Origin of the sequence: Fulvimonas yonginensis (assembly GCF_037137055.1) — a bacterium.
Taxonomy (GTDB): domain Bacteria; phylum Pseudomonadota; class Gammaproteobacteria; order Xanthomonadales; family Rhodanobacteraceae; genus Frateuria_A; species Frateuria_A yonginensis.
In genome coordinates, this window is record NZ_JBBBNY010000002.1 from 453,882 (window position 1) to 477,454 (window position 23,573).

General features: G+C 70.2%; 26 protein-coding genes. 15 read left to right on the plus strand and 11 right to left on the minus strand.

All coding sequences use genetic code 11. The features are described 5' to 3' along the window. Window positions 1-33: 33 nt before the first annotated feature. On the plus strand, window positions 34-513 hold the full coding sequence (locus WAT24_RS05340; RefSeq protein WP_336806787.1) for an FKBP-type peptidyl-prolyl cis-trans isomerase: 480 nt from the start codon (window positions 34-36) through the stop codon (window positions 511-513). 106 nt (window positions 514-619) lie between these two features. Here WAT24_RS05340 and WAT24_RS05345 read toward each other — a convergent pair whose 3' ends face one another. Beyond that, a complete protein-coding gene (locus WAT24_RS05345) occupies window positions 620-1,708 on the minus strand; it encodes a phospholipase A (RefSeq protein WP_336806788.1) in 1,089 nt (362 codons plus the stop codon). A 110-nt stretch (window positions 1,709-1,818) separates the two neighbouring features. Beyond that, the gene (locus tag WAT24_RS05350; protein ID WP_336806789.1) at window positions 1,819-2,427 is read right to left on the minus strand and encodes a hypothetical protein; all 609 of its coding nucleotides are present in this window, start codon (window positions 2,425-2,427) and stop codon (window positions 1,819-1,821) included. 168 nt (window positions 2,428-2,595) lie between these two features. Between WAT24_RS05350 and WAT24_RS05355 the strand changes: the two genes are divergently transcribed. Next, window positions 2,596-3,822 carry a winged helix-turn-helix domain-containing protein gene (locus WAT24_RS05355; protein WP_336806790.1) on the plus strand — a complete coding sequence of 409 codons (1,227 nt, stop codon included), beginning with the start codon at window positions 2,596-2,598 and terminating at the stop codon, window positions 3,820-3,822. A 9-nt stretch (window positions 3,823-3,831) separates the two neighbouring features. Here the strand turns inward: WAT24_RS05355 and WAT24_RS05360 are convergent, their stop codons facing one another. Then, entirely contained in the window at window positions 3,832-4,314 is a 483-nt protein-coding gene (locus WAT24_RS05360; protein WP_336806791.1) for a hypothetical protein, read from the minus strand. Between the two features lie 311 nt (window positions 4,315-4,625). Between WAT24_RS05360 and WAT24_RS05365 the strand changes: the two genes are divergently transcribed. The 6 genes from WAT24_RS05365 (at window position 4,626) to WAT24_RS05390 (ending at window position 8,842) form a co-directional block, all read left to right on the plus strand. Beyond that, window positions 4,626-4,835: a cold-shock protein gene (locus WAT24_RS05365; RefSeq protein ID WP_267171153.1), complete on the plus strand. Its 210-nt coding sequence runs from the start codon at window positions 4,626-4,628 to the stop codon at window positions 4,833-4,835. A gap of 255 nt (window positions 4,836-5,090) precedes the next feature. Continuing rightward, the gene (locus WAT24_RS05370; protein ID WP_091333775.1) at window positions 5,091-5,300 is read left to right on the plus strand and encodes a cold-shock protein; all 210 of its coding nucleotides are present in this window, start codon (window positions 5,091-5,093) and stop codon (window positions 5,298-5,300) included. Window positions 5,301-5,391: 91 nt separating this feature from the next. Next, window positions 5,392-6,258 carry an alpha/beta hydrolase family protein gene (locus WAT24_RS05375; protein ID WP_336806793.1) on the plus strand — a complete coding sequence of 289 codons (867 nt, stop codon included), beginning with the start codon at window positions 5,392-5,394 and terminating at the stop codon, window positions 6,256-6,258. Between the two features lie 104 nt (window positions 6,259-6,362). After that, window positions 6,363-7,421, plus strand: coding sequence for an NADH:flavin oxidoreductase/NADH oxidase (locus tag WAT24_RS05380; protein WP_336806794.1), 1,059 nt, complete (start codon window positions 6,363-6,365; stop codon window positions 7,419-7,421). 19 nt (window positions 7,422-7,440) lie between these two features. Then, a complete protein-coding gene (locus tag WAT24_RS05385; RefSeq protein ID WP_336806795.1) occupies window positions 7,441-8,316 on the plus strand; it encodes a pirin family protein in 876 nt (291 codons plus the stop codon). A gap of 223 nt (window positions 8,317-8,539) precedes the next feature. After that, on the plus strand, window positions 8,540-8,842 hold the full coding sequence (locus WAT24_RS05390) for an Mpo1-like protein (RefSeq protein ID WP_336806796.1): 303 nt from the start codon (window positions 8,540-8,542) through the stop codon (window positions 8,840-8,842). Between the two features lie 4 nt (window positions 8,843-8,846). Here WAT24_RS05390 and WAT24_RS05395 read toward each other — a convergent pair whose 3' ends face one another. Genes WAT24_RS05395 through WAT24_RS05405 form a run of 3 tightly spaced genes read right to left on the minus strand, consistent with a single transcriptional unit; the run spans window position 8,847 to window position 11,652 of the window. Then, window positions 8,847-9,869, minus strand: coding sequence for a response regulator (locus tag WAT24_RS05395; protein WP_336806797.1), 1,023 nt, complete (start codon window positions 9,867-9,869; stop codon window positions 8,847-8,849). Continuing rightward, a complete protein-coding gene (locus WAT24_RS05400) occupies window positions 9,866-11,227 on the minus strand; it encodes a sensor histidine kinase (protein ID WP_336806798.1) in 1,362 nt (453 codons plus the stop codon). The genes WAT24_RS05395 and WAT24_RS05400 overlap by 4 nt, the downstream gene beginning before the upstream one ends. Window positions 11,228-11,256: 29 nt before the next feature. Continuing rightward, complete coding sequence (locus tag WAT24_RS05405) at window positions 11,257-11,652, minus strand: cytochrome C (RefSeq protein ID WP_336806799.1); 396 nt, start codon at window positions 11,650-11,652, stop codon at window positions 11,257-11,259. 134 nt (window positions 11,653-11,786) lie between these two features. Between WAT24_RS05405 and WAT24_RS05410 the strand changes: the two genes are divergently transcribed. Further along, a complete protein-coding gene (locus WAT24_RS05410; RefSeq protein ID WP_336806800.1) occupies window positions 11,787-12,572 on the plus strand; it encodes a tRNA threonylcarbamoyladenosine dehydratase in 786 nt (261 codons plus the stop codon). A gap of 131 nt (window positions 12,573-12,703) precedes the next feature. On the opposite strand, the gene phbB is transcribed toward WAT24_RS05410, so the two are convergent. Beyond that, window positions 12,704-13,444, minus strand: a complete 741-nt coding sequence (gene phbB, locus WAT24_RS05415) for an acetoacetyl-CoA reductase (RefSeq protein WP_336806801.1) — start codon at window positions 13,442-13,444, stop codon at window positions 12,704-12,706. 114 nt (window positions 13,445-13,558) lie between these two features. After that, window positions 13,559-14,422 (minus strand): tRNA glutamyl-Q(34) synthetase GluQRS, encoded by an 864-nt coding sequence (gene gluQRS / locus WAT24_RS05420; RefSeq protein ID WP_336806802.1) that lies wholly within the window; start codon window positions 14,420-14,422, stop codon window positions 13,559-13,561. A gap of 108 nt (window positions 14,423-14,530) precedes the next feature. Here gluQRS and WAT24_RS05425 point away from each other — a divergent pair, with 108 nt between their 5' ends. The 5 genes from WAT24_RS05425 to WAT24_RS05445 all read left to right on the plus strand — a co-directional run bounded on the left by WAT24_RS05425 (window position 14,531) and on the right by WAT24_RS05445 (window position 20,190). Then, a complete protein-coding gene (locus tag WAT24_RS05425) occupies window positions 14,531-14,746 on the plus strand; it encodes a hypothetical protein (protein WP_336806803.1) in 216 nt (71 codons plus the stop codon). A gap of 85 nt (window positions 14,747-14,831) precedes the next feature. Beyond that, the gene (locus WAT24_RS05430; RefSeq protein ID WP_336806804.1) at window positions 14,832-15,494 is read left to right on the plus strand and encodes a hemerythrin domain-containing protein; all 663 of its coding nucleotides are present in this window, start codon (window positions 14,832-14,834) and stop codon (window positions 15,492-15,494) included. A 103-nt stretch (window positions 15,495-15,597) separates the two neighbouring features. Next, window positions 15,598-16,503 carry a protease HtpX gene (htpX, locus tag WAT24_RS05435; RefSeq protein WP_336806805.1) on the plus strand — a complete coding sequence of 302 codons (906 nt, stop codon included), beginning with the start codon at window positions 15,598-15,600 and terminating at the stop codon, window positions 16,501-16,503. A 149-nt stretch (window positions 16,504-16,652) separates the two neighbouring features. After that, on the plus strand, window positions 16,653-18,521 hold the full coding sequence (gene htpG / locus WAT24_RS05440; protein WP_336806806.1) for a molecular chaperone HtpG: 1,869 nt from the start codon (window positions 16,653-16,655) through the stop codon (window positions 18,519-18,521). A gap of 238 nt (window positions 18,522-18,759) precedes the next feature. After that, window positions 18,760-20,190: a hypothetical protein gene (locus tag WAT24_RS05445; protein ID WP_336806807.1), complete on the plus strand. Its 1,431-nt coding sequence runs from the start codon at window positions 18,760-18,762 to the stop codon at window positions 20,188-20,190. A gap of 68 nt (window positions 20,191-20,258) precedes the next feature. On the opposite strand, the gene WAT24_RS05450 is transcribed toward WAT24_RS05445, so the two are convergent. Together WAT24_RS05450 and WAT24_RS05455 are read right to left on the minus strand one after the other, a co-directional pair. Then, entirely contained in the window at window positions 20,259-21,143 is an 885-nt protein-coding gene (locus WAT24_RS05450) for an EamA family transporter (protein ID WP_336806808.1), read from the minus strand. Between the two features lie 247 nt (window positions 21,144-21,390). Next, window positions 21,391-22,137 (minus strand): glucose 1-dehydrogenase, encoded by a 747-nt coding sequence (locus WAT24_RS05455; protein WP_336806809.1) that lies wholly within the window; start codon window positions 22,135-22,137, stop codon window positions 21,391-21,393. 98 nt (window positions 22,138-22,235) lie between these two features. On the opposite strand from WAT24_RS05455, the gene WAT24_RS05460 reads away from it, so the two are divergent. After that, complete coding sequence (locus tag WAT24_RS05460) at window positions 22,236-22,610, plus strand: ArsR/SmtB family transcription factor (RefSeq protein WP_336806810.1); 375 nt, start codon at window positions 22,236-22,238, stop codon at window positions 22,608-22,610. 9 nt (window positions 22,611-22,619) lie between these two features. On the opposite strand, the gene WAT24_RS05465 is transcribed toward WAT24_RS05460, so the two are convergent. Continuing rightward, complete coding sequence (locus tag WAT24_RS05465; RefSeq protein WP_336806811.1) at window positions 22,620-23,555, minus strand: oxygenase MpaB family protein; 936 nt, start codon at window positions 23,553-23,555, stop codon at window positions 22,620-22,622. Window positions 23,556-23,573 lie beyond the last annotated feature (18 nt).

Genomic DNA, 23,573 nt, shown 5'->3' on the forward strand with positions numbered 1-23,573 from the left:
TAAGCTGGCCCATTCACCGCCAGCGAGAACCCCATGCAGATCGCAGACAACACCGTCGCCTCCTTCCACTACACGCTGACCGACGACGAGGGTCGGGTCATCGACAGTTCCGAGGGGCGTGAGCCGCTGTCCTACCTGCACGGCAGCGGCCAGATCGTGCCGGGCCTGGAAAAGGTCATGACCGGCCGCCAGGCGGGCGACCAGTTCAAGGTGGACGTGGCTCCCGAGGAGGGCTACGGCCCGCGCCATCCCGAGCTGATGCAGGAAGTGCCGCGCGAGGCGTTCCAGGGCGTGGCCGACATCCAGCCGGGCATGCAGTTCCAGGGGCGAGGCCCGCAGGGCGTGGTGAACGTCACCGTGGTGCGCGTGGACGACGACAAGGTGCAGATCGACGGCAACCATCCGCTCGCCGGGCAGACGCTGCACTTCAACGTGGAAGTGACCGACGTGCGTGCCGCCAGCGCCGAGGAGATGGCGCACGGGCACGTGCACGGGCCGGGCGGGCATCACTGACCGGCGTGTCCGGAGTGGGGGACCTCCCCGCTCCGGCCTTCACGCCGGCGGGAAGCGAAGCCTTCCCTGTCTCGTAGCGAGGGCGCGGCAGCGCCCGCGCCGGGCCTCAGTACCAATCCAGCAGCGACACGCCCACGCCGAGGTAGGTGGCGTTGTGGTTGTAGTCGATCAGGCTCTCGCCATAGCCCTTGAACAGCTCGGTGTAGCCGCGCAGGTTGCCGGCGAGCGGAAAGCTCCAGGTGAACTGCGCCGCGCCGTGGCTGCGGCTGCCACCGCGGAAGGAATGGCGCAGCAGCAGGCCGAATTCGTGGCCGTTCCACTCGCGCACGAGCTGCATCTCGCCGCGGCCCATGTAGTCGCTGATGTCGGGATTGTTGTCGTCGGTCCCTCCTTCGGGGATGCGCCACCACGGGCGCAGCATCACCGTCCAGTCGCCGCGCTCGAACCCGACGTCGGCGACGACGCGGTTCCAGCTGCGCGATAGCGGATTGGAGCGCCCGTTGGACTGGTGGTTGAAGCCGATGCCCAGCAGGCGTCCGTCCCAACCCAGCACCTGGTAGTGGGTGTCGAACACCAGCATCGCCTCGGGCTCGTAGTCGGTTTCACGGAACGGGCGCGAGATGTGGCTGTTGTAGACCTGCCAGCGCGAGGACTGGGTGTAGCCCAGCCAGAGGTCGCCGGCGTCGCCGAACACGCCCTGCCAGATCTTGGTCTTCAGGCTCAGCTGGAACTTTGCCTCGGCGTTCTGCAGCTGTTGCGGCGTGCTCACCGTGTTGAGCGGGTTGGGACTCTGCGGCCGCTCGTTCTGGTTGCTGGTGGCGAACACCGGCATCAGGAACACCGGCTTGTAGCCGCGCAGGTTGTTGGTGCCGAGCTTGGCTTCCGGCGAGAGCTCCCAGCGGCTGTCCAGCAGCGACAGGGGGGCGGCCACCTCGGGGTTTTCCGCGGTGGCATCGTCCTGCGAGCCGCTGTCGAGGCTGAACATCTGTGATCGGGGCGGCTGTTCCTCGAGCTTCTTCTTCGCCACCGTCAGGTTGACGCGGCCGGTGGCGTGGTCGTAGCAGGCCAGGCGCTGGGCGTCGCTCTCGATGGCGGTGCAGGCGCGGATGTCCATCGGGTCCGGGTTCTGCGCATGCGCGGCGCAGGCCCACAGACCACCGAGCAGCGCGATCGTCGCGGCGGAAGGGCGCTTCATCGGCAAGGGCTCCTGGGGGCAAAGCAGCCAGTGTAGCGAGCGGTTCGGCAACCGGACCTAAAAAAAAGCCGGCCACGGGCGGCCGGCGAGGGGAGTGTCCCTGAGGTGTCTCAGTGCGATTTCCAGCGGTCGTATTCGCGCTGCGAGATGCGGCCATCGCGGTTGCGGTCGGCATAGTCGAAATCATTGGCCAGCGGCGGATAGCTTGCCGCTTCCTGCATGGTGATCGACTTCTTGCCGTTGGCCAGCTGGCTGAAATCGGGTGCCGGGCCGGCCGGGGGCGCGGGTGGCATCGAGGACCTGAACTCCACGTGGGCGTTGCCTTCGCCGTTGCCGCTCATGCCGCTGTCCATGCCGGGGCTGCCGTTCATGCCGTGATCCATGCCCGGATTGCCGTTCATGCCGTTGTCCATCGGCTGGCCGGAGGGCGGCGCGCTGGAGGCCGGCGGCGGCATGGTGCCCGGCATGCCCGAACTGCCGGGCGGCGCCGGGGGCGTGTCCGCCGGGTTCGGTGGCGGTGGTGGCGTGGGGGGCATGTTCGACTGCGGCGAGCCCGGCGGCGGCGGAGGCATCGGCGTGGTCGGTGGCGCCGGGGGCGGCGTGTCGGTCGGGTTGGAGGGCGGCGCCGGCGGCACCGGCTGGTTCTGCGCCAGGGTCGCGCCGCAAAACAGCAGCGTGCCGGCGGCCAGGGCGGACAAGAGCGGCTTGCGCGATTTCATCATCGATACTCCGTGCAAGAATGCAGGGGCGCGACTCAGGCAATCGATGGGCTCGCCGCGCTGCCAGCCACGCTAGCAAACGGTTTGTAAATGCCGCCTCACGTTGCGTATCAGGGTTCCGTGAAACCCGCTCCCGCGTTGCCGCCTGCTTCATCCGCCCCGGTCCCGTTGAGCCTGGTCCAGGCCCGGCGCCTGCATCTGGCCGCCCAGGGTCTGCTGCGCCCGCCGCGCGCTCGTGCGCGGCCGGCCGACGTGGTCGCCGCGATCGAGCGCATGCGCCTGCTGCAGATCGATTCCATCCACGTGGTGGCACGCAGCCCGTACCTGGTACTGCACGCCCGCCTGGGCGACTACCAGCCGGATTGGCTCGACCAGGCGCTGGCGCAGGGTCGCATCGCCGAGTGCTGGGCCCACGAAGCGTGTTTCGTGCCGTCCGCCGACCTGCCGCTGCATCGCGCCTGGCGCGAGCGCGGCGCGCATTGGGCGCAGCGCCACGCCGAGCGCATGCACCGCGAACACCGGGCCGAGATGGATGGCCTGCTCGAGCGCATCCGCAGGCAGGGGCCGGTCCGTGCGGCCGACTTCCCGCGGGCCGACCGCGGAGCCAGCGGCTGGTGGGAATGGAAGCCGGAAAAGCGCTGGCTGGAGGCGCTGTTCGCCTTGGGCGATCTGATGGTGAGCCATCGCGAGCGCTTCCAGCGCGTGTACGACCTGGCCGACCGCGTGCTGGCCCGGTTGCAGCCGCCGTATGCGCCCAGCCGGGCCACGCCGCCCGAACTGCGCCGTCGTTTCGTGGCGGATACCGTGCGCGCGCTCGGCATCACCCAGGCGCGCTGGATCGCCGACTACTACCGGCTGCGGCCCGCGGTCGACGAGGCCGAGCTGGCGCCGCTGGTCGCGGACGGCGAGTTGCTGCGGGTGCCCGTGCGCGGCTGGGACGCGCCCGGTTACGTGCATGCCGATCTTGCCCCGTTGCTGGACCAGGCACGCGCCGGCACGCTGCGCGCCACCCATACGGCGCTGCTGTCGCCGTTCGACCCGCTGGTGTGGGATCGCGCCCGCGCGCTGGGCATGTTCGGCTTCGAATACACGATCGAGTGCTACACGCCGGCCCCCCGGCGACGCTACGGCTATTACGTGCTGCCCATCCTGCACCGGGGCGCACTGGTGGGTCGGCTCGACGCCAAGGCGCACCGCGCCGAGGGCGTGTTCGAGGTGAAGGCGCTGTTCCTGGAGCCGCACTGCAAGGCCACGCCGCGCCTGCTCGCCGAGGTGGCCGAAGCGGTGGCCCGCACCGCGCGCTGGCACGGCACCCCGGCAGTGCGGCTGGAACGCAGCGAACCGGCCGGCCTGGCGCGCGCACTGCGCGCGCACTGGAAGGCCGACCAGGCGTAGGGCCAGGCGTCAGGGCGTGGTGCCGCTCGGCGCCGGCGCGCCACCCTCGCACGACTTGCCGTGCAGGGCCTGGCGCAGCTGGCTGGCCAGCGAATTGCAGCGGGCGGCCAGTTGCGGCCGGATCTGCGGATCCTGCGAGTCGCGCAGCAGACTGGTGCGCATCGCCTCGTAACGCCCCTGGATCTCGTCCGGCTTGTAGATGGCTGCGGCGCGATGGCAGGCCACATAGCTGGCGAGGTAGCTGTCGCAGGCCGGGATGCCCGTGCTGTCGGGCAACGCCGCCGCCTGCGCGGGCGCCTTGCCGGTGGCGGAACGGCCGGTATGCGGTGCCTGGCCGGTCGTACCCGTCGGCGCCTGGGTCGGGGCGGCTCCGGACGCGGCGGGCGGCTGGCCGCCGGGAGCCTCCGGGCGGGTCGCGTGCCGGGTGCATCCGGCCAGCAGCAGGGCGAGGCCGAGAGAGACGCAGATGAGGCGCGGGAGGACGGACTGCATGGCTGGTAGCTCCTCGGGCGACGGGTGGTCGGCGCTGGGCCGTTGGCCGGACACTAGACAAATGCGGCCGTGAAGGAAATCTGAAATGCGCGGTAAGTCCGTCCGTTCAGCCTGGGCTGTCGCACCGGCCGCCCGTACCGGCTATGATGGGCCCACTGTGTTTGCCGGGGTCACCAGAGTCTTGTGACCCGATGCAGCTGATCACGATCCGCCTCATCGATTCACCCCTAGGGTTTTCCTTGCACACCAGTAAGTCGGCCCCGCTTTTTCGCGGTGGTCGAGTCTCTTTTGTAAATCCTACGGAGTGTTTCATGTCTGATCGTCAGATCGGTACCGTCAAGTGGTTCAACGACGCCAAGGGCTTCGGCTTCATCAGCCGGGACAACGGCCCGGACGTCTTCGTGCATTTCCGTGCCATCAGCGGCACGGGCTTCAAGAGCCTGCAGGAAGGCCAGAAGGTCAGCTTCAAGGTGGTGCAGGGCCAGAAGGGCCTGCAGGCCGACGAAGTCATGGCCGCCTGAGCACGGGTCACACCCATGCCGGAAAGCCGGGCAGCGATGCCCGGCTTTTTTTTGTGCCCGGCGCCCGGACTTCCGGCATTGCTTGCAAGCGCGCGATTTCCGCTATGCTTGAGCCACTGTGTTTGCTCGGTCCACGTGCGTGCCCCGGGACGCGATGCCCATCGCTCCCGCTCCACCCGCTCCCTGCATGCCCAGTAAGTCGTCGGCCAAAGGGGAGGCCGGCTTGTCTCAGCATCGTGCAGAACGGAGTGAGTCATGTCGGATCGTGAAATTGGCACCGTCAAGTGGTTCAACGACGCCAAGGGCTTTGGCTTCATCAGCCGGGAGAGTGGCCCCGACGTCTTCGTGCATTTCCGCGCCATCAGCGGCACGGGGTTCAAGAGCCTGAAGGAAGGCCAGAAGGTCAGCTTCAAGGTGGTGCAGGGCCAGAAGGGCCTGCAGGCTGACGAAGTCGCACCCGCCTGAGGGGACCCGATGCATGCTCGAGGCCGGCGCAAGCCGGCCTTTTTTTTCGCCACGGCGGACGCGGTAGCCTCAGGCGACCCCGGAGAAACCGATGGACGCCACTTCCAGCCCCCAGGCCCTGGTCGCGCCGCGCACCGCGCGCGTGCGATCAGCCGACGGCGCGTCCTGCGAACTGCTGCTGGTCGGCCGGCCGCAGGCGCGGGTGCTCCTGTACTGGCTGCCCGCGATGGGCGTGCCGGCAAGGACATACCTGCCGCTGGCCGAGGCGCTGGCCGCCCGCGGCATCGCGGTGGCGCTGCACGAATGGCGCGGCGTCGGTTCCAGCGACCGCCGCGCCTCGCGCGAGGTCGACTGGAACTACCGCACGCTCCTGCTGGATGACCTGCCTGCCGGCACGGCGGCGGCCTGCGAGGCCTGGCCCGGTGCCGCCACCTGGCTGGGCGGGCACAGCCTCGGCGGGCAGTTGGCCTGCCTCCATGCCGGACTGCATCCGGCCACGGTGCGTGGCCTCGCGCTGGTCGCCAGCGGCGCGCCGTACTGGCGCAACTTCCGCCTGCCGTGGCTGATCCGCGCGGCCTACCGGGCGGCGCCCTGGCTCGCCGCCTTGTGCGGCCATTTTCCCGGACGCCGGATAGGCTTCGGCGGCCGCGAGGCACGCGGCGTGATCGCCGACTGGGCGCGCAGCGGCCGCAGCGGCCGCTACGCCGCCGAAGGTCTCGGCGACCTGGAGCCGGCGATGGCGGCCTACACTGGGCCGGTGCTCGCGTTGCGGCTGCATGACGACTGGCTCGGCCCGGCCGCCTCGCTGGAATGGCTGCTGGGCAAGCTGCCGCGTGCGCGCGTCACCCGCCAGGTGCTGGATGCGCGGGATCTGCACCGGCGCGCGGACCACTTCGGCTGGATGACGGCGCCCGCGCCGGTCGCCGAGCGCATCGCCGCGTGGCTGCCCGAGACCTAGCCGAGGCGGGCGGTCGATGCTCCCGCCGCCACGCTCGTCCCCCTTGCTCTTGAAGCGGGCCACGCGCGGCGGCATGTGAGGGGTTTGTCCCGAGAAGGCTCCGCATGGAATTGTTCACCCCGTTCGCGCAGCGCAGCCTGACGTTGCGCAACCGCATCGTCGTCGCGCCGATGTGCCAGTACTCGGCCACCGACGGCCTGCCCGACCACTGGCACCTGGTGCATCTGGGCAGCCGCGCGGTAGGCGGGGCGGCCGCGGTCGTGGCCGAGGCTACCGCGGTTTCGGCGGAAGGGCGCATCTCGCCGGGCGACACCGGCCTGTGGAACGACGCCCAGGTGGAGGCCTGGAAGCCGATCACCTCGTTCATCCGCCGCCAGCACGCGGTCGCCGGCGTGCAGCTCGCGCACGCCGGGCGCAAGGCGAGCGCGCGCCGTCCATGGGAAGGCGGCGGCCCGCTGCCGGCCGGGCAGGGCGACTGGGTCACGGTGGCGCCCTCGGCGATCCCGTTCGACCGGGACTGGCACACGCCGCAGGCGCTCGACGCGGCCGGCCTGCGCAAGGTGGTGGACGACTTCCGCACGGCTGCGCAGCGGGCGCTCGCCGCCGGCTTCCAGCTGGTCGAGGTGCATGCCGCGCATGGCTACCTGCTGCACCAGTTCCTTTCGCCGCTCAGCAACCATCGCGAGGACGCCTACGGCGGCAGCTTCGAGAACCGCACGCGGCTGGTGCGCGAGGTGCTCGGCGCCGTGCGCGAGGTGTGGCCCGCCGAGCTGCCGGTGTGGCTGCGCGTCTCGGCGACGGACTGGGCCGAGGGTGGCTGGACCCTGGACGACAGCGTGCGCCTGGCGTGCGAAGTCGCCCCGCTGGGGGTGGAGCTGATCGATGTCTCCAGCGGCGGCTTGGTACCGCACGTGAAGATTCCGGTCGGGCCGGGCTACCAGGTCCCGTTCGCCGCGCGCATCCGCGCCGAAGCGGGCATCGCCACCGGCGCGGTCGGCCTGATCACCGACGCGGCGCAGGCCGCATCGATCGTCGCCAGGGGCGAGGCGGACCTGGTGCTGATCGCGCGCGAGAGCCTGCGCGATCCCTATTTCCCGCGCCGCGCGGCACAGGAGCTGCACGCGTCGCTGCAAGCGCCGGTACAGTACCAGCGCGCCTGGTAGGCGGCCGACGGAGCACCTCATGGACCCCACCCCGCAACTCATCGAAGGCCGCCGGCACGACCTGGGCGACGGCTTCACCGTGCGTCGGCTGCTGCCCGCACTGCTGGCGCGCCACGTCGGGCCGTTCGTGTTCTTCGACCACATGGGCCCGGCGGACTTCGCGCCGGGCAAGGGCATGGACGTGCGGCCGCATCCGCACATCGGCCTGGCCACGATCACCTGGCTGTTCGAAGGCTCGATCCGGCATCGCGACAGCCTCGGCAGCCTGGCCGACATCCGCCCGGGCGAAGTCAACTGGATGACCGCCGGCCGCGGCATCGTGCATTCCGAGCGCACGCCGCCGCAGCCGCGTCGCGACGGCCAGCGCCTGCACGGCATCCAGCTCTGGGTGGCATTGCCGCGCGCGGACGCGGAGGTCCCGCCGGAGTTCCACCACCACGATGCCGATGCGCTGCCGCGTATCCGCCGCGAGGGCGCCGAGCTGTCGCTGATCGCCGGCGCCGCCTACGGCGAGCGTTCGCCGGTGAAGGTGTTCGCGCCGATGTTCCTGCTCGAGGCGCAGCTGGCCGACGGGGCGCAGCTGGAATGGCCGCAGGGCCACACCGAGCGGGGCGTCTACGTGGTCGAGGGCGAACTGGCGTGGGGCGAGCTCGTGGTCGGTGCCGACCGCATGGCGGTGCAGGCCGGGGCGGAGGCCGCGCCGCTGCGCGCCCGCGGCGCCACGCGTCTGATGCTGTTCGGCGGCGCGCCCCTGGATGGCGAGCGCCACCTGTGGTGGAACTTCGTGGCCAGCTCACGCGAGCGCATCGAGCAGGCCAAGGCCGACTGGAAGGCCGGGCGCTTCGGCCTGGTGCCGGGCGACGAGGAGGAGTTCATTCCGCTGCCGGAACGCTGACCGCCCTCGACACATACGCGCCCTGCGCCGGCTGGGAGGGAGAGCGTACGAGTACGGCACCTTCGCCTTTCGCGAGAGGTGCCGGCAGGCGGGTTAGGGTGGGCGGAGCGAAGCGTTGCGGTGGCGCCGGACCGTCTCCCGCCGCTCTCCCGGCGGGTGAGGGCTTTACCGCAACGGCGGACGAGCGCACGCTGGCGCAGGTGACGTTCCGGAGCCAGCTCGCATGTCACGCTTCGCCAGCTTCCGCGAGTTCTACCCGTTCTACCTGAGCGAGCACCGCGACCCCGTGTGCCGGCGCCTGCACTTCGCCGGCAGCACGCTGGTGCTGCTGGTCGTGGCGGCGGCGATCGCCACGCGCGAGGCGCGCTGGTTGTGGCTGGCGCCAGTGGCCGGCTACGGCTTCGCCTGGATCGGGCACTTCGCCTTCGAGAAGAACCGTCCGGCCACCTTCCGCCACCCGCTCTACAGCCTGGCCGGCGACTGGGTGATGTACTGGCAGATCCTGCGCGGCCGGCTGCGCATGTAGCGCCTCAGGCGGCGCCGAGCGCCTGGCCGTCCTGCTCGCTCAGCCAGTTGCGGTAGGAGCGCAGCTTGCCCAGCTGGAAGCGGCCGACGTCCTCGATCAGCGCGCAGTGGTACCAGTGCTCCCCGCGCACGGTGACGGCCGGATGCAGCAGGGCTTCGGGATGGCGGATGCCTTCGCGGTAGTAGCCATCGCCCTCGCCGAACCACGGCAGGCGGTCGCCCTCGCGCAGCGCGTCGAGCAGGGCCGTGGGCGCTCCGAGGTCGCTGGCGATCTCGTACTGCGCGCGCAGGTCCTCGTCGGTCTGCACCAGCACGAAGCGGCCGTGGCCGTATTCGTCCAGCAGCAGCAGGCCGGTGGGGTTCACGTGCAGGTAGCACTCGACCGCGGGGAAGTCGCCGACCAGCTCGCGGAAGGCCTGCTGGAACGCGCGATCGCGCAGGAAACGCACGCTGCCCAGCGCCAGCGCTTCGGCCACGAACGCGCCGACGCGCTCGAAGTAGCGCCGCTGCAGCGCACGGATGCCCTGCTGCAGCTTGTCCATCGCCTGCGGGTCGCTCTTGCGGATGAAGCGGTCGATCACGCCGGCGTTGAAGGCCTCGATCGCGGTGCAGTCGTCGGCCGTGCCGGTGAGCAGGATCTTGCCGATGTGCGGGTTGGCCAGCTCGCGGCAGAACGCGATGCCGTCCATCTCCGGCATGGTCAGGTCCACCACCACCACCGACACCTCGGCGAAGCGCTCGGGGTCGTACATCACGCGGTGGATCGAGTCGATGTCCAGCGCCACCAGCTCGCGCGTCTGCGAGGAGCGGTCCTTCCAGTGGTACATCCAGCCGCCGCCCGGCACCGCACGGATGCCGTGGCTGCCGAGTTCGGCCAGCGCCTGCCGCGGCGAGCTGTAGCTGCGCAGGCGCAGCGAGGGATCCAGCAGCAGCGGCACGCTGTCGAGGTACTTCTCGTGGTCGTCCACCAGCAGCGTGGTGGTGGGGAACTGGAACGGCAGGATGTCGCCGTGGAAATCGATGCTCATGCGGGAAGTCCCTGTCCGGATGGCACGCCGGCGCGCGCGGGAAACCTGACCACGAATTCGGTGTACTCGCCCCAGCGCGAGTGGCAGCTGATCCTGCCGCCCATGCGCTCGACCGCGCTCTGCGAGAAGGCCAGGCCGATGCCCAGCCCCGTTCCGGTGCCGCCTTCCGCGTACGAATAGAAGCGGTTGAAGATGCGCGGCAGCACGTCGGGAGGTATGCCGGGTCCGGTGTCGTGCACGCGCAGGTAGTGGCCGTCGGCGCCGGTCTCCAGGCTCACCCGGATCTCCCCCTTGCCGGCGCGCCCGGTGTGGAACAGCGCGTTGCGCAGCAGGTTGAACAGCACGTGGGTCAGCAGCGTCTCCGAGCCCCGCAGCACGAAGTCCGGGCCCGGCGACAGGTGCACCCGTTCGCGCTCGGCGCGCGAGGCGTACGGATAGCGGGCCAGCGCCTGCGCCACGCAGGCGCGAACGTGCAGCGGCTCCAGCTGCAGCTTGCCCATCGGCCTGGCGGCCATCAGCAGCATGTCGATCACGGTGTGCGCGTGGCTGACCTCGTGCTCGATCACGTCGATGCCACGCCGCAGCGCCTGCACGTGCGGGCCGCGCAGTTCCGCCACCGGCAGCCCGGCCTGCTCGGCCAGCCGATGGCTCTCCAGCAGGTGGGGCAGGTAGCGGCCGATCGCCCGGCCGGCCAGCTGCAGCGAGCCCAGCGGCGTGCGCAGCTCGTGCGCGATGTTGTTGGAGGCCCCGATCAGCGCGTTCACCTTGGCCTGGTCGGCGAACTTCTGCGACAGGCTCGCCAGCGGCCCCAGCACCAGCGTGAGCGCGAGCACCGGGGCGTATTGCAGCAGGGCGTGCGTCGGCCAGCCCGCGTGGGGGCCGAGCTGGAAGGCCAGTGCGGCGGCCGCGGTGCCGAGGCTGAAGATCAGCGCGAAGCTCGCCAGGTCGAACAGCATCATGGTGATGAACAGCGCGAACTGGTGCACGGCCATCCAGCCGATCGAACTGCCGTTGCGCAGCATCAGGTAGCCGAAGAAGAACGGCAGCACGTAGGTGATCACGGCGTACCAGTAGACCGGCAGCCACGGTCGGCAACGGCGCGGCCACCAGCGTTGCAGCGCCAGCGGCAGCAGCACCGCGCTGCCGGCCAGGTGCAGGCCCAGGTTGCTGTAGGGCTGCGGCAGCAGGTAGGTCCAGATGTACCAGTACAGCGGCATGAACAGGCAGCCGAGCAGGCACATCACCGGCATCATCGGCTGCGAGTAGCGGGCGCGGGTGAACATCGCGTTGTCCAGCCGCCGGCGCAGCCGGCGCCAGCGCGCCCAGCCCCGGGGCGGCACGGTCCTGGTCCCTGGCATCGGTTCGGCTCCTGCCTTGGTGGTAAGGGTCAGCGGTACTGCTGGTGGCAGGAGTCGCATGCTTCGCCGACCGGCTTGATCGCCTTGGCCAGCGACGGGCAGTCGGTGGGATGGGCCTGGACCGCATCCTGCAGCGCCGTGCGCAGGCGGCCGGCGTGATCGACGAAATCCTGCTCGGCGCCGGGGAAGGCCTCGACGATATCGGAGGCGGTCGACTGCAGCCGCAACAGGTGCTCGTTGGCCTGCGCCGCGTCGCACTGCCTGGCCTTCACCGCCTGGCCGAGCGTGCCCATGTGGTGGCCCATCACGGTCATCACGGCGTGCGGCATGGGGTTGCGATCGCCCAGCGCCTTCATGGCGAACACGGTGCCGAGGACGCCGATGACCAGACCGAGCAGGATCAGGAGTGCCGAACGTGCATTCATGGACGCGCCCTTGCAGGATGGAAAGGCCAGAATACCGAAGCCCCGGCGCCTTTCGTAGCCGTAAAATGGCCTTTTTTCGCGTAGGAAACGGGCGTGATGGCAGACAGCATCCATCCCGAACGCAAGAGGGCCGCATGAGCGGGCCGCACTATCCGGTCGAGCGCTTCGAAGGCGTCGAGCGCCTGTACGGGCGCGGCACGATCGAGCGGCTGATGAACGCGCACGTGTGCGTGATCGGCATCGGTGGCGTCGGCTCCTGGGCGGTCGAGGCGCTGGCGCGCAGCGGCGTGGGCCGGTTGACGCTGATCGATGCCGACGAGGTGTGCCTGTCCAACACCAACCGCCAGCTGCACGCGCTGGACGGGCAGTGGGGCAAGCCCAAGGTCGGCGTGATGGCCGAACGCGCGCACGCGATCAATCCGCGCATCCGGCTGGAGGCGATCGAGCGCTTCCTCACCACCGCCACGCTGGACGAACTGCTCGATCGCGGCTACGACGTGGTGCTGGACGCCTGCGACGCCTTCCGCGTGAAGCTGGAGGCGATCGCCTGGTGCCGCCGGCGCAAGCTGCCGATGGTCACCGTCGGCTCCGCCGGTGGGCGCACCGACCCGACCCAGATCCGCGTGCGCGACCTCTCGCGCACCGAGCACGATGCGATGTTCAGCCTGGTCCGCAAGAAGCTTAGGCAGGACTTCGGCTTCCCACGCAACCCCGACCGCTACTTCGGGGTCTCGGCGGTCTACTCGCTGCAGAACGTGCAGTATCCACAACCCGACGGCAGCGTCTGCGGGCTGCGCCCGCCCGGTGGCGACTCGCTCAACCTCGCCTGCGGCGGCGGGCTGGGTGCGGCCACCCACGTCACCGGTGCGTTCGCCTTCGCGGCGGTGGGCAAGGTGCTGGAGAAGCTGCTGGAGAAATGACGCCGGTCGCCATGGGTTCCTTTCCCCGCCGGGGAGAGGACCGAGGTGACGGGCCGGGCTCGCGAGGAGGCCGGGTCGAAAGCGGGTTCCTTGCGAAATTCCCGCGAGGTAGCTCCCGCGGCGGGGCGGCACTACCACCCCATGTAATGCCCGCCGTTGATCGCCAGGTTCGCGCCGGTGATCCAGCTCGCTTCGTCGGTGGTGAAGAAGGCCACCGCATGCGCGATCTCCTCGGGCTTGCCCAGTCGCCCGACCGGGATCTGCGCGACGATCTTCTCGCGGACTTCCTCGGGCACCGCCATCACCATGTCGGTGGCCACGTAGCCGGGCGAGACGGTGTTCACGGTGATGCCGAACTTGGCGTTTTCCTGCGCCAGGGAGATGGTGAAGCCGTGCATGCCGGCCTTGGCGGCGGCGTAGTTGGCCTGGCCGTACTGGCCTTTCTGGCCGTTGATCGAGCTGATCTGCACGATCCGCCCCCAGCGGCGCGTGCGCATGCCCTCGATCACCGGGCGGGTGACGTTGAAGCAGGCGTTGAGGTTGGTGTTCACAACCTCGGTCCACTGCTGGTAGTTCATCTTGTGGAAGGTGGTATCGCGGGTGATACCGGCGTTGTTGACCAGGATCTCGACCGGGCCGCACTCGCGCTCGACCGCGCGCACCATGGCTTCGGATGACGCCGGGTCGGCGACGTCGCCCGGCACCATGCACACCTCGATGCCCTCGGCCGCCATCGCCGCGCGCCAGGCTTCCGCCTTGGCGGCATCGCGGTAGTTGGTGGCCACCCGGTGGCCCTGGCGCGCCAGGTTGCGCACGATGGCGGTGCCGATGCCGCCGGTGCCGCCGGTGACCAGTGCGGTGCGTGGATTCATGGCTGGGGTTCCGTTCGAGGAGGCGCGGGTGCGTGCCTGCATGTATACCGCAACTTCCTGACAACTTCCGTAGCGCAGGCCGCGCGGCATGCGCCAGCCGGCACGGTGGTGGACTCAGGCCTCGCGGGCGGCCAGCCGCGGCAGGCGGGCCGGGTCGAAACGCTCCAGCGCGCTGTCGAGTACGGCCTGCGGACTTGCTGCGACCGCAGACGTCTGGACGTCCAGGAACGCCAGCGCGCGGCGCAGCGCCGGCAGCGGGTCGGCCGGATCGACCGGATGGGCCCGCTCGGACTTGGACAGCTTGTGTCCCTGCGCATCGAGTGCCAGCGGCAGGTGGCGGTACGCGGGCGTGGGCAGGCCCAGGCAGCGTTGCAGCCAGATCTGCCGTGGCGTGGAGTCCAGCAGGTCGGTGCCGCGCACCACCTCGGTGATGCCCTGGAAGGCATCGTCCACCACGCAGGCGAGCTGGTAGGCGTAGTAGCCCTCCACCCGGCGGACAACGACGTCGCCGGCCTCCTCCCCCAGGTTCTGCCGCTGCGGCCCCTGCAACGCATCGTCGAAGGCCACGACGGTGTCCGGCATGCGCAAGCGCCAGGCGGGCGGGCGTCGCGGATCGGGAGCGGCGATGCAGTGGCCGCCGCGGTGGATGCCGCCCGCCTCGGCCAGTTGGGTACGGCTGCACCAGCAGGGGAAGACACGGTCCGCTGCGCGCAGGTGCTCGAACGCCTCGTCGTAGGCCGCACGCCGCCGCGACTGGAACAGCGGTGGTTCGTCGGCCACCAATCCGAACGCCGGCAGGGCGGCAAGGATCGCCTGGGCCGAACCGGGCACCTCGCGCGGCGGGTCGATGTCCTCCACCCGCAGCAGCCACTGCCCGCCCGCGCGCCGCGCACACAGCCAGCTGCCTACCGCGGCCACCAGCGAGCCGAAGTGCAGCAGGCCGGTGGGGGAGGGGGCGAAACGGCCGCGATAGGTCATGCGCGCATTCTAGGCGGTTCAGCTGCCGGCCACGGCGCTGGCGCGAGCATCCGGGCCTTCATCCCGGGCCTTCCACACCCGGCCGGCCTACACGGCCAGGAGGACGCCATGAACGCCACCCCTTCGGCTTCCGGAGATCCGCGGGAGCACACCCGCAAGACCAAGGGCATGTTGCGCGAGGCCATGGATCACGTCCGCGAGGACGTGGGCAAGGTGTCCGACCCCAAGGCGCAGGCGCTGTTCGAGACCTCCGCCGAGGTGCTGGACGGGTTGATCACGGCCTACGAGCACTTCGAGCAACGCAGCGAAGCGGCCTGGCGCTGACATGCGGCCGCCGGCCCATCCCCCGCGTACGGGCACCCCGGCCGATCCTGCCCGGCGCCGCTGGGTGGGGACCGGAACCCTTGCCGTGGGCGGGTTTGCCCTGGCCGCGCCGCTGGCCGTGCTGGCGACGGAAGGGAAGTCCGCCGAGGTGCTCGCCGTCGAGGACCTCATGCGCGAGCACGGCGTGCTGCGGCGGGCGCTGCTGGTCTACGCCGAGGCGGCCGACCGGCTGCGGCGCGGGCAGGCGATCCCCGTTGATGCCCTGCACCGCACGGCCGAGCTGTTCCGCCGCTTCTGCGAGGACTACCACGAGCGCAGCCTGGAGGAGCCGCACGTGTTCCCGGCGGTGGCAGCGGCCGGGGGGCCGGCGGCGGCCACCTGCCGCATCCTGGCCGAGCAGCACCGGCGCGGCAGGCAGATCACCGGATACATCCTCGCCACCAGCGCCGGCGGCGGCGTCGGCCAGAGCGCGCGGGCGCCGCTGGCCGCCGTGTTGGCCGGGATGGTGCGCATGTACGAGCACCACGCGGCGATCGAGGACACGGTCGTGTTCCCCGCCTGGAAGCGCACGTTGAGCGCCACCCGCTACGGCGAGCTGTCCGAGCGGTTCGAGGCGCTGGAGCGGCGCATGTTCGGCCGCGACGGCTTCGAGGACGCGGTGGCCCGCATCGCGCATATCGAACAGGCGTTCGGCCTTGCCGACCTGGCCGTGCTCACCGCCGCGCCACCGCCGGCAGCCGCGCGCTGAACTGCGGCGCCCTGCCGCGGCACCCTCTTGAAACTCCTGCAGACTGCCCCGAGTCTCAGGCCGTGGCGCGAGCCACTTTCCCATGACTGCCAAAGAGACAGCCGTGCGTCGCATCGTCCTTTTCCTCGCCACCAACATCGCCGTCCTGCTGCTGCTGAGCATCGTCTGCCGCCTGTTCGGCATCGACCAGTGGGCCGCCGCCCACGGCTACGGCGGCATGACCGGGCTGCTGGTCTACGCCGCCGTGTTCGGCATGGGCGGCGCGTTCATCTCGCTGGCGATGTCCAAGACCATCGCCAAGATGTCCACCGGCGCCCGCGTGATCGAGCAGCCGCAGACCGAAACCGAGCGCTGGCTGGTCGAGACCGTGCGCCGCCACGCCCAGGCCGCCGGCATCGGCATGCCCGAGGTCGCCATCTACGACGCGCCGGAGATGAACGCCTTCGCCACCGGCATGACCAGGAACAGCTCGCTGGTGGCCGTCAGCTCCGGCCTGCTGCAGCAGATGGACCGCGAGCAGGTATCCGCTGTGCTCGGCCACGAGATCGGCCACGTCGCCAACGGCGACATGGTCACGCTGACCCTGATCCAGGGCGTGCTCAACACGCTGGTGATCCTCGCCGCGCGCGTGGTCGGCAACCTGGTCGACAGCTGGCTGTCCGGCGGCCGCGATAACCGCGGCGGCTACGGCCTCGGCTACTTCGTCGTGGTGATGGTGCTGCAGGTGGTGTTCGGCCTGTTCGCCTCGATGATCGTGGCGGCCTTCTCGCGCTGGCGCGAGTTCCGCGCCGACCGCGCCGGCGCCACGCTGGCCGGCCGCGGTGCCATGATCTCGGCACTGCGTCGCCTGCAGGCCGAGCACGGCGCCAGCACGCTGCCCAAGGCGATGGCCGCGTTCGGCATCTCCGGCAGCATGGCGCACGGGCTGCAGCGCCTGTTCCTCAGCCACCCGCCGCTGGACGAGCGCATCGCCGCGCTGCAGAACGCGCCGGTCCCCGCGCACGCCTGATCTTTGGCCCCTCTCCCTGCCGGGGAGAGGGGTGGGGTGAGGGGCCATCGTGCCGGCGGCGCCAGGCCGCCGCCCCTCGCCGCCTTCCGGGCACGCCTCTTCCGACGGGAGAGGCGAACGTTTTCGTGACTCAGGGAAGTACCACCGCAATGACCGCCACCACCGAAACCCGCAAGTTCGAAGCCGAAGTCGCCCAGGTCCTGCACCTGGTCACCCACTCGCTCTACTCGCACAAGGAGATCTTCCTGCGCGAGCTGATCTCCAACGCCTCCGACGCCTGCGACAAGCTGCGCTTCGAGTCGATCGCCCAGCCGGACCTTCTGGCCGGCGAGGGCGAACTGCACATCGACGTGAGCTTCGACGCGCAGGCGCGCACCGTCACCGTGCGCGACAACGGCATCGGCATGAGCCGCGACGAGGTGGTGGCGAACATCGGCACGATCGCAAGTTCGGGCACACGGCGTTTCCTGGAAGCGATGAGCGGCGAACAGAAGGCCGACGCGCGCCTGATCGGCCAGTTCGGCGTGGGCTTTTATTCGGCCTTCGTGGTCGCCGACAAGGTCACCGTGCTCACCCGCCGCGCCGGCGCGCCGGCCAGCGAGGGCGTCAAGTGGGAGAGCGACGGCAAGGGCGAGTACTCGCTCGAGGCGGCCGAGCTCGCCGAGCGCGGCACCACCGTGATCCTGCACCTGAAGGCCGACGAGGACGAGTTCCTCAAGCGCTGGCAGCTCGCCTCGCTGATCCGCAAGTACTCCGACCACGTCGCCTTCCCGATCCGCATGCCGGTCGAGAAGGAGGGCAAGCCCAGCGACGAGTGGGAAACCGTCAACGACGCCGGCGCCCTGTGGACCAAGCCGAAAGCCGAGATCAGCGACGAGGACTACCAGAGCTTCTACAAGTCGCTCGGCCACGACTTCAACGACGCGCTGGCCTGGACGCACAACCGCGTCGAGGGCAGCCAGAGCTTCACCACGCTGCTCTACCTGCCGTCGCAGCCGCCGTTCGACCTGATGATGGGCGGGCGCGACGAGCGCAAGGGCCTCAAGCTCTACATCAAGCGCGTCTTCATCATGGACGCGGCCGAGGAACTCCTCCCCAACTACCTGCGCTTCGTGCGCGGCGTGGTCGACGCCGACGACCTGCCGCTCAACGTCAGCCGCGAGATCCTGCAGCAGAACCGCCAGCTCGAGCGGATCAAGGGCGCCTGCGTCAAGCGCGTGCTCGACCTGATCGAGAAGCTCGCCAAGGACGAGCCGGAGAAGTTCGCCACGTTCTACAAGGCCTTCGGCAACACGCTGAAAGAGGGCATCGTCGAGGACGCCAGCAACCGCGAGCGCATCGCCAAGCTGCTGCGCTTCGCCTCCACCAAGGGCGAGGGTGCGAAGCAGACCACCAGCCTGGACGACTACATCGGCCGCATGAGCCTCGGCCAGGACACCATCTGGTACATCACCGCCGACAGCCATGCCGCCGCCGCCGGCAGCCCGCAGCTCGAGGCGTTCAAGGCCAAGGACATCGAAGTGCTGCTGATGTCCGACCGCATCGACGAGTGGATGCTCGGCAGCCTCAACGAATACGCCGGCAAGAAGCTCAGGAGCGTGGCCAAGGGCGAAGTGCCGCTGGACGAGGCCGACAAGAAGAAGCAGGAGGAGGCCGCCAAGGCCGCCGAACCGCTGCTCAAGAAACTCAAGGACCTGCTCGGCGATCGCGTGAGCGACGTCAAGGTCTCCGCCCGCCTCACCGACAGTCCCTCCTGCCTGGCCCTCTCCGACTACGAGATGGCTCCGCACCTGGCCCGCCTGCTGCGCGAGGCCGGCCACGACATGCCCGAGTCCAAGCCCACGCTGGAGATCAACCCGGCGCACGCCCTGGTCAAGCGCGTGGAGGCGGAGGCCGACGAACCCAAGGCCCGCGACCTCGCCACCCTGCTGCTGGAACAGGCCGAGATCGCCGCCGGCGCGCAGCTGCCCGATCCGGCGGCGTTCGTGCAGCGGATGAACCGGGTGCTGCTGGGCTGAGCGGCCCGCGCGGCGCGGCGTCGACCCGCCCACGAACAGGCCCGCCATCCCGGCGGGCTTGTTCGTGGGCGAAGGGATCCATGAGGGTGCGCGCACTGCAACGGCCGCGCTTGAGGTAGGCTGACCCGGAGAGGCCGCCGTAGCAGCAAGCGGCCGAGTCCAGTACTGCCGGGTCGTTTCGGGCGCGTGCCATGCCGCTGGCCAGGGAACGAGCTCACCACCAGGAAGCACCACGGGCATGAAGCCGGCAGGTAAGGAAAACGATTCCCTTCTTTGGCTCGGCATCGCGCTGCTGGGCGCATCCACGCTTCTGATGTGGCTGCCAGCACTGCATACGCCATTCTGGGGGGACGACTACGTCTATCTCGCCGCAGCCCATGCGACCAACATGGCGGCGGCCCCCTGGTGGTCGGATTTCCTGCCGGCGAACCCACCCCGGTTCTGGCGCCCACTGTCGCAGGAGGGCTACTGGCGGCTCATCGATCTGCTGTTGGGCGACGACGCTTACGCGGCCCACGTTGCAAGCCTGGGCCTCCATCTGCTGGCGTGTGGCGGGGTGGCTACGCTGGCTTTCGCGATCGCCCGCGCCTGCAGGTGGCCGAGGCCCCGCCTGACGGCGGTGCTTGCCGGGGTTCTCTACGCCGGGCTTGCCATGCACGTCCTCCCGGTTTTCTGGGCGGCCGCCGCCAACAACTCGTTCCTGACCCTGTTCACCACGCTGTGCCTGGCCGCGGGGATCTGGTCCGCCGAGTCCGAAGGCATGCGCCGCGCGCTGTGGCTGACGAGCATTCCCCTGTCGTTGTCGCTGGCGCTGTTGAGCAAGGAATCGGCCGTCCTGACCGTTCCCCTGATGGTGATCGTGCGGCTGTTCACCGGGCAGCGGCGTGTGCGCAAGGGCGACGTACTCACCCTCGTGGCCTGTGCTGCCATCACCGCGGTATGGCTGGTGCTGCGTGCGCACTTCACCACCCGCACGGACCCCCCGTACGACCTGGTGCTGGGCGGCAACCTCGTCCGCAACGCCGCCGCTTTCGTGGCCTGGATGTCCGACGTTCCACGCGAAGCCCTGCGCATGGCGGCCACGGGGATGTTGCCGCGCGCCCTTGCATGGATCGCAGCCACCGCCTTGCCCATGCTGGCCGCCGCGGCCCTGGCGTTGCGGCACGGCCGCTTGCGGTTGCGCCCCGAGCAGTGGCTGTTCGTCGCCCTGTTCGCCGTCGTCGCCTATGGGCCCTACTTCCTGCTCGGATGGAACAGCTATGCGTACTACGCCGCGGTCGGCGCGATCCTGCCCGCCGTCACGCTGGCGCGTTGCTGCATTGGCAGCCCTCGCCTGTGGCTCATCCTTCCGCTCGTTGCGGTGTCGTCCTGGGTGGCCGTGGAAGGGACCCGGCGGCTGGATCACCCCGGACTGATCGGACGCGCCCGCTGGGCGGAGGCCATGCTCCACGACCTGGAACAGCGGAACGTCGGGTACCCCCTCTGGGTCGCGGTGAAGGACCCGCATCGTTTCTACGCGGTGGGAGAGGCAGGCCTGGCATGGCGCCTGAAACTGCCCCCGGCAAGCATCCACGTGGCCGAGCGATGCCCCGCGACCGTCCGTCGCTGCCTGCAGATCGCCGAAGACGGCTCCTGGCACCTGGAGCAAACCACAGGCATCGCCCGCTAGTCGCCTGGCCACTCTGCGAGCAGGCGGGACCGCACGGGTCCATCGGTCGCGGCGATTGGCGGCGGCCTTCAGTTCACCACCGGCTCGATCAGCGCCGGCCGCCGTACGCTCAATGCCGTGCCGGTCGCCGCCACGATGATCGCCGTGATCGCCAGCCACTGCAGCAGGCCGAGCCGCTGGTCCAGCAGGGCTGCGCCGGCCACCGCCGCGATCGCCGGCTCAAGGCTCAGCAGGGTGCTGAAGGTGCGCGCCGGTAGCCGCGTCAGCGCGACCATCTCCAGCGAATACGGCAGGGCGGAGCTCAGCACCGCCACGCCGAGTGCATAGGGCAGCAGGGTGGGCGACAACAGCGCGCCGCCGGCATGTATGGCGCCGAACGGGATCGCCAGCAAGGCGCCGATCGAGATGCCCAGCGTCACCGCGTCGCCGCCGTGGCTCGCCCCGACCTTCTTGCCCAGCACGATGTACAGCGCCCAGCCTACGCCCGCCGCCAGCGCGTACATCACCCCGACAGGGTCCAGCGCCTGCGCCTGCGTGCGCAGCGGCAGCAGCAGCGCCAGCCCCGCCACCACCAGCGCGATCCAGACGAAATCGATCGGCCGGCGCGACCCGAACAGCGCCAGCGCCAGCGGCCCGGTGAACTCCAGCGCCACCGCGATCCCCAGGGGAATCGTGCGCAGCGACATGTAGAACACCAGGTTCATGGCGCCCATCGAGAGTCCGTAACCCCACAGCGCGCGCCAGTCCCGCTCGCCGTTCGAACGGCGCCATGGCCGCCGCCACGCCAGCAGGATCAGCGCGCTGAGCCCCAGCCGATAGGCGGTCGCCCCCTGCGCGCCGACCTGCGGGAACAGGTGCTTGGCCAGCGAAGCCCCGCACTGGTACGAAACCATGCTGATCAGCAGCGCGCCGACCGCGAGCGCGACCGGGGCAACAGCGGTACGTGGGGACATGAGTCGGTCGAGGGCTGGAGAGGCGGGTACGCCCATGATGCCTGCGTGGGTGGCTGAAACCCACCGGGCCGACTGGCCTTGCAGGCGGGGCTGCTGACAACGGCTGGCAGCAGCATGCAAGCAGACGAGACCCACGATGCGTTGGTCAGCCGGCGAGACGCAAGCGCCTGACGCATCACCGCGGAGGGGGGCGCACCGCACGGTCGGCTGCGCCGCGGAGACCGGCGGCGCGCCCGACCCTTAGTCCTCAGCGCATCCCGCCGGCGGCGTAGAGCTGCTCGCCGCTCAGCCAGTAGGAGTCGTCCGAAGCGAGGAAGCTGACGATCGAGGCGATATCGCCCGGCTGGCCGATACGGCCCAGCGGTGTCTGTGCGACCGCGCCCTGGTGGAAGTCCGAGCCGATGAAGCCGGCGCTGTGCGTGCCTTCGGTCTCGACCATGCCCGGGTTGACCGCATTGACGCGGATCCTGCGCGGCCCGAGTTCGCGTGCGAGCACCGCGGTGATGCCGTCCACCGCACTCTTGGTGGCCGTGTAGACCGCGCTGCCGGGCGGCACGATGCGCGAAACCAGCGAGCCGATGTTGATCACGCTGGCGCCCTCGCCGAGGTGTTCGGCGGCCGCCTGGGTGACCAGCAGCAGGCCCAGCACGTTGACGTCGAACTGCTTGCGGAAATGCTCTTCGGTGATCGCCTCCAGCGGGGCGAACTCGTACACGCCTGAGTTGTTGACCAGCACATCCAGCCGGCCGAAGGTCCCGACTGCCGCGCCGACGATGGCCCGGGCGTCGGCCGCCTTGGCGACGTCCCCTTGCACGGCGACGGCCTTGCCACCCTTGGCGGTGATGTCGGCGACCACGGCGTCGGCGCCGGCCTTGCTGGAAGCGTAGTTGACGACCACGGCTGCGCCTTCGGCGGCCAGCGAACGGGCGATGGCGGCGCCGATGCCCTTGGATGCGCCGGTGACCAGCGCGACCTTGCCTGCAAGCTTGTTCATGAGTGGCTCCTGGGTTGGGGGAGGTACTTCATAAGTGCCGTAGTTCGTAAAATATGAACTATGGAACCCATAGTCAAGGGCTGGTAGCCTGCATCGGCATGAAGCCGCTGATCCATCCGTCCATCGACGACATCACCGTGGAGGGCATCCTGCACGCGCTGTCCGACCCGGTGCGGGCGGCGATCTACGCCGACCTGGCCGGAGCCGGCTGCGCGCAGACGTGCACGGCATTCGCGCAGGTGAGCGACCGCGAGATTCCCAAGTCCACGCTGTCGCAGCATTTCCGTACCCTGCGCGAGGCCGGACTGATCCGCAGCGAACGCCAGGGCGTGGAGATGCGCAATACCACCCGCTGCGCGGAGATCGAACAGCGCTTCCCCGGCCTGCTGCCGGCGATCATGAACGCCCATCGCCTGCAGCGGGAAGGCAGGCGGCCGGCAGGCAGACGCAAGAGCGCCACGGGCAAGGCCTGAGCCGGGCCGCTACGGTCCGTCCGGCGGCGGCCACCGCCGCATCGTTTCCAGTGCCACGCCCACCCGCCGGCAGGAGCGGCTGACCACGCCGCTCTCCTTCAGCGCCGCGCGGAAGGCGGGCGCCATCGACCACAGCACCCGTGCGGCGAGGCGCGCCTGCCGCCGTTGCCGGGGCGTGTGCCGCAACAGCTCGCTGGCCCAGGCAGGCAGCAGGGCGATCCCCGCGTGGAGGAAGACATCGCGGGAAAGACCGGCGAGCGGTACGGGCAGGCGCACGCCGGCGAGGATGCGCAGCACCTCGCGCGAGCGGTCGGTATAGGCCAGCTGCGGCCGGACACGGGCGAAGTAGTCGGCCACCTGAGCCTCCGAGGCCGGCACCCCGCGTGCACCGAGCGCCTCGGCAACGCGCCGTACTTCGTCGTAGTAGCGGTCCGCGACCGCGCGAGGCACGGCGTGGTGGGCGAAGCGGCGGTAGCCGGCAAGGAAGCTGTGCGCTTCGGTGACGTGGACCCAGGTGAGCAGTGCCGGATCATCCGCGCGATACGGCGTACCGTCCTCGGCGATGCCGTGCACCTGCGCATGGATGCGCCGCACGCGCTCGATCAGCCGCTCGGCGTCCGCACGCGGCGCGTAGGTGGTGGCGCCGACGAAGGTCGTGGTGCGGCGCAGCCGCCCGACCAGGTCCTCGCGGAAGTTGGAGTGGTCCCACACGCCGGCCAGCGCCAGCGGGTGCAGCGTCTGCAGCATCAGCGCCGCCAGCCCGCCGGCGAGCATGCCGGGGAAGTCGGCATGGATGCGCCAGGTCACGCTGTCCGGTCCGAACAGGCCAGGATCGCCCGGCGGCCTGTCGTAATCCACCGTACCGCCGGGGTCGCGGGGAAACGCGCCCACGACCCAGCGTCGGATCGGTTCGTGCGCGACGCGCTGGAGCAGGTGCAGGACCATCGTCCCAGTATAGGAACC

What these genes read in the sequence shown, in the direction of transcription:
- WAT24_RS05410 (WP_336806800.1), top strand. Translation starts at nt 11,787, where the DNA reads ATGAGCGGGCCGCACTATCCGGTCGAGCGCTTCGAAGGCGTCGAGCGC.
- WAT24_RS05405 (WP_336806799.1), bottom strand. Translation starts at nt 11,652, where the DNA reads ATGAATGCACGTTCGGCACTCCTGATCCTGCTCGGTCTGGTCATCGGC.
- WAT24_RS05360 (WP_336806791.1), bottom strand. Translation starts at nt 4,314, where the DNA reads ATGCAGTCCGTCCTCCCGCGCCTCATCTGCGTCTCTCTCGGCCTCGCC.
- WAT24_RS05465 (WP_336806811.1), bottom strand. Translation starts at nt 23,555, where the DNA reads ATGGTCCTGCACCTGCTCCAGCGCGTCGCGCACGAACCGATCCGACGC.
- WAT24_RS05445 (WP_336806807.1), top strand. Translation starts at nt 18,760, where the DNA reads ATGAAGCCGGCAGGTAAGGAAAACGATTCCCTTCTTTGGCTCGGCATC.
- WAT24_RS05450 (WP_336806808.1), bottom strand. Translation starts at nt 21,143, where the DNA reads ATGTCCCCACGTACCGCTGTTGCCCCGGTCGCGCTCGCGGTCGGCGCG.
- WAT24_RS05370 (WP_091333775.1), top strand. Translation starts at nt 5,091, where the DNA reads ATGTCGGATCGTGAAATTGGCACCGTCAAGTGGTTCAACGACGCCAAG.
- WAT24_RS05455 (WP_336806809.1), bottom strand. Translation starts at nt 22,137, where the DNA reads ATGAACAAGCTTGCAGGCAAGGTCGCGCTGGTCACCGGCGCATCCAAG.
- WAT24_RS05375 (WP_336806793.1), top strand. Translation starts at nt 5,392, where the DNA reads ATGGACGCCACTTCCAGCCCCCAGGCCCTGGTCGCGCCGCGCACCGCG.
- WAT24_RS05385 (WP_336806795.1), top strand. Translation starts at nt 7,441, where the DNA reads ATGGACCCCACCCCGCAACTCATCGAAGGCCGCCGGCACGACCTGGGC.
- gluQRS (WP_336806802.1), bottom strand. Translation starts at nt 14,422, where the DNA reads ATGACCTATCGCGGCCGTTTCGCCCCCTCCCCCACCGGCCTGCTGCAC.
- phbB (WP_336806801.1), bottom strand. Translation starts at nt 13,444, where the DNA reads ATGAATCCACGCACCGCACTGGTCACCGGCGGCACCGGCGGCATCGGC.
- htpG (WP_336806806.1), top strand. Translation starts at nt 16,653, where the DNA reads ATGACCGCCACCACCGAAACCCGCAAGTTCGAAGCCGAAGTCGCCCAG.
- WAT24_RS05380 (WP_336806794.1), top strand. Translation starts at nt 6,363, where the DNA reads ATGGAATTGTTCACCCCGTTCGCGCAGCGCAGCCTGACGTTGCGCAAC.
- WAT24_RS05390 (WP_336806796.1), top strand. Translation starts at nt 8,540, where the DNA reads ATGTCACGCTTCGCCAGCTTCCGCGAGTTCTACCCGTTCTACCTGAGC.
- WAT24_RS05340 (WP_336806787.1), top strand. Translation starts at nt 34, where the DNA reads ATGCAGATCGCAGACAACACCGTCGCCTCCTTCCACTACACGCTGACC.
- WAT24_RS05460 (WP_336806810.1), top strand. Translation starts at nt 22,236, where the DNA reads ATGAAGCCGCTGATCCATCCGTCCATCGACGACATCACCGTGGAGGGC.
- WAT24_RS05345 (WP_336806788.1), bottom strand. Translation starts at nt 1,708, where the DNA reads ATGAAGCGCCCTTCCGCCGCGACGATCGCGCTGCTCGGTGGTCTGTGG.
- WAT24_RS05350 (WP_336806789.1), bottom strand. Translation starts at nt 2,427, where the DNA reads ATGAAATCGCGCAAGCCGCTCTTGTCCGCCCTGGCCGCCGGCACGCTG.
- WAT24_RS05365 (WP_267171153.1), top strand. Translation starts at nt 4,626, where the DNA reads ATGTCTGATCGTCAGATCGGTACCGTCAAGTGGTTCAACGACGCCAAG.
- WAT24_RS05425 (WP_336806803.1), top strand. Translation starts at nt 14,531, where the DNA reads ATGAACGCCACCCCTTCGGCTTCCGGAGATCCGCGGGAGCACACCCGC.
- WAT24_RS05400 (WP_336806798.1), bottom strand. Translation starts at nt 11,227, where the DNA reads ATGCCAGGGACCAGGACCGTGCCGCCCCGGGGCTGGGCGCGCTGGCGC.
- WAT24_RS05395 (WP_336806797.1), bottom strand. Translation starts at nt 9,869, where the DNA reads ATGAGCATCGATTTCCACGGCGACATCCTGCCGTTCCAGTTCCCCACC.